Below are 3,466 nucleotides of genomic sequence, written 5' to 3'. Positions count from 1 at the left end.
CCGCCGGGCAGCAGGACGGCGTCGTACAGGACGGAGGCGACGGTCGGCAGGGCGCGGTCGACCGCATAGCCGTTGCCGTCGCTGCCGCGCACCTTGCCGTCGTGGGCCGCGAGCGCCTCGACGACGGCGCCCTCGGCGCTGAGCGCCTGCTGCGCCTGGCTGAGCTGTTCGGCGTCCACGCCGTCCGTGACGAGCACCGCGACGGTGCGGGTGCGGATGGAGTGGTCGCCGCCCAGGTTGTCCAGGCTGAGGGCGGGGGAGGCGACGGGCTTGTGGTTGTCGGGGCCGGGGGCCGGGTTGGCGATGCCTATGCCCTCGGCGACCGCGGTGGCCAGGCCGTAGTCGATATGCGCCAGCTCGTTGACCGTACGCTCCCGCACCTGCACCGTGCCGACCTTGCCCAGCTCGAAGCGGAAGGCGTCGACGATGTGCTTGCGCTCCCAGTCGCTCATGCTGTTCCAGAACATGGCGGGCTGGCTGTAGAAGTCCTTGAAGCTGGGGCTGCGCTTGCGGATCTTGTCGCCGTCGACGCGTTCCGCGTAGTGGGTGTAGGCGTAGCCGTCCGCTCCGGCGATGGCGGGGCAGCCGCCGCCGAGGGAGTTGGGGGAGTAGTTGGTGCCGCGGTGGATCTCGGTCTGGTGGTAGCCGTCGCGTTGGTTGTTGCGCACCGGGGCGACGGGCCGGTTGACCGGGAGGTGGGCGAAGTTGGGGCCGCCGAGCCGGATCAGCTGGGTGTCCAGGTAGGAGAAGTTGCGGGCCTGGAGCAGCGGGTCGTTGGTGAAGTCGATGCCGGGCACGACGTTGGCGGTGTGGAAGGCGACCTGTTCGGTCTCGGCGAAGAAGTTGTGCGGGTTGCGGTCCAGGACCATGCGGCCGATGGGCCGGACGGGCACCTGCTCCTCCGGGATGAGCTTCGTGGCGTCGAGCAGGTCGAAGTCGAAGTTGAACTCGTCCTCCTCCGGCACCAGTTGGACGCCCAACTCCCATTCCGGGTATTCGCCCGCCTCGATGGCGTCCCACAGGTCGCGCCGGTTGAAGTCGGGGTCCCGGCCCTGGCACTCCTGGGCCTCGTCCCACACCATCGAGTGCACGCCGAGCTTGGGCTTCCAGTGGAACTTCACGAAGGTGCCCTTGCCGCGCGCGTCCACGAAGCGGAAGGTGTGCACGCCGAAGCCCTGCATCATCCGGTAGCTGCGCGGAATCGCCCGGTCCGACATCAGCCACATCATCATGTGCAGGGTCTCGGGCTGGAGGGAGACGAAGTCCCACAGGGTGTCGTGCGCGGAGGCGCCGGTGGGGATGTCGTTGTGCGGTTCGGGCTTCACCGCGTGCACGAAGTCGGGGAACTTGATGCCGTCCTGGATGAAGAAGACCGGCATGTTGTTGCCGACCAGGTCGTAGTTCCCCTCCGAGGTGTAGAACTTGGTGGCGAAACCGCGTACGTCGCGCACCGTGTCGGCCGAGCCGCGCGGCCCCTGCACGGTGGAGAACCGTACGAAGACGGGGGTGCGCACGGACGGGTCCTGGAGGAAGGCGGCCTTGGTGAACTCCGCGCAGGATTCGTACGGTTCGAAGTACCCGTACGCGCCCGCGCCGCGCGCGTGCACCACCCGCTCCGGGATCCGCTCATGGTCGAAGTGCGTGAGCTTCTCGCGGAAGTGGAAGTCCTCCATCAGCGTGGGGCCGCGCTCGCCCGCCGTGAGCGAGTCGTCGGTGTGGTCGACCGCCACCCCCTGGTCGGTGGTCAGCGGCCCCTCGGCGGGGTCGGGGGCCAGATGCTCCTCCCGCTGCCGCTCCTTGCGGTCCGGCTGTTGCTGGGCCATCACGCCGCTCCCTTCCGCGCCGAGCCCGCCGGGCCCGCGGCCTTCGCGAACTCCTCCAGGAAAGCCTCATTGAAGGCCTTGAGGTCGTCCGGCTTACGGCTGGTGATCAGGGCGCCCCGGCCGCCCTCGCAGACCTTGACCTGCTCGTCCACCCAGACGCCGCCCGCGTTGGTGATGTCGGTGCGCAGGCTGGGCCATGAGGTGAGGGTGCGGCCGCGTACGACGTCGGCCTCGACCAGCGTCCAGGGCGCGTGGCAGATGGCGGCGACCGGCTTGCCCGCGTCGACGAAGCCCTTGACGAAGGCGACGGCCCGCTTGTTCAGGCGCAGCAGGTCGGGGTTGGCGACGCCGCCGGGCAGCACGAGGGCGTCGTACTCCTCCACCGTCGCGTCCTTCACCGTCTGGTCGACCTCGAAGGTGTCCGCCTTGTCGAGGTGGTGGAACGCCTGGATGCGGCCGGATGCGGTGGACACCAGTCGGGGCGTGCCGCCGGCGTCGCGGACCGCCTGCCAGGGATCGGTGAGTTCGACCTGCTCTACGCCTTCGGGGGCGACGAGGAAGGCGACCTTCATTGCGTTCACGTCCTTTCGGGTGTCATCCGTGAGCCGGGCCATCCATGAGCCCGGTCATCCGTGAGCCCGGTCATCCGTGAGCCGGGTCATCCGTAGGTCATCCGTGGTCCGCCCGGCGGGTAGCCAGCAGGGCGGCACCGAAACCGCGCACGGCAGGTCACAGCACCCGGTACGGCGTCGCCGTCTCGTGGTGGAAGGACATGCCGTGTCCCGGCGCGCCGTCCGCCCCGGGCCGTACCGAGCCGCCGGTGGGGTCGAGGGCGCCGGTGAACAGGGTGGACTCGAGCCGCGCATGGTCGTGGAACCATTCGATGTGCCGCAGATTCGGCACGCACGCGGCCACGTGCGCATGGGCGTGCGGGGCGCAGTGCGCGGAGATCTCCAGCCCCATGGCCTCGGCGAGGGCAGCGGCGCGCAGCCAGACGGTGAGCCCGCCGCAGCGGGTGGCGTCGGCCTGGAGGCAGTCCACGACCGGCGCCAGCCGTGCGAAGGCGGGCAGCATATAGCCGTACTCGCCCGCCGCGACGTCGCAGACCACCAGGTCGCGGACGACCCGCAGGCCGTCCAGGTCGTCGGAGGAGACCGGTTCCTCGAACCAGCCGACCCCGCTCTCGGCGAGCGCGTGGCCCATGCGCACCGCCTGCTTGCGGTTGTACGCGCCGTTCGCGTCCACGTACAGCTCGGCGTGCGGGCCGATCGCGTCGCGTGCGTGGCGCACCCGGGCGAGGTCGCGTTCGACGGCCCGGCCCCAGGCCTCACCGATCTTGATCTTGACGCGTTCGATGCCCTGGCCGTGCACCCAGCCGGTCAGCTGGGTGGCCAGATGGGTGTCGTGGTACGTGGTGAAGCCGCCGGAGCCGTAGACCGGCACGGTCTCGTGCACCGCGCCGATCAACCGCGTCAGCGGCAGCTCCAGCAGCCGCGCCTTGAGGTCCCACAGCGCGATGTCCACCGCGGAGATCGCGCAGGACACCAGCCCGGGGCGGCCCGCGTTGCGCACGGCGCGGCCCAGGGTCTCGTTCGTCCCCGCGATGTCCATGGGGGAGCGGCCCAGGACATGGGCGCGCAGCA

The 3,466-nt window shown here is 70.4% G+C and carries 3 protein-coding genes; all 3 read right to left on the bottom strand.

Features of this window, described 5'->3' with window-relative positions:
• Positions 1-1,823 (bottom strand): catalase (locus SSOG_RS10250; RefSeq protein ID WP_009714142.1); only part of this gene is annotated, 1,823 nt, incomplete at its 3' end.
• On the bottom strand, positions 1,823-2,395 hold the full coding sequence (locus tag SSOG_RS10245) for a type 1 glutamine amidotransferase domain-containing protein (RefSeq protein ID WP_009714141.1): 573 nt from the start codon (positions 2,393-2,395) through the stop codon (positions 1,823-1,825). The genes SSOG_RS10250 and SSOG_RS10245, both read right to left, overlap by 1 nt.
• Before the next feature lie 157 nt (positions 2,396-2,552).
• Complete coding sequence (locus SSOG_RS10240) at positions 2,553-3,464, bottom strand: enolase C-terminal domain-like protein (protein WP_009714140.1); 912 nt, start codon at positions 3,462-3,464, stop codon at positions 2,553-2,555.
• Positions 3,465-3,466 lie beyond the last annotated feature (2 nt).

Source organism: Streptomyces himastatinicus ATCC 53653, assembly GCF_000158915.1.
Taxonomy (GTDB): domain Bacteria; phylum Actinomycetota; class Actinomycetes; order Streptomycetales; family Streptomycetaceae; genus Streptomyces; species Streptomyces himastatinicus.
The sequence above is the reverse complement of the archived record's forward strand: the minus strand, read 5'-3'. Positions and strand labels throughout refer to the sequence as shown.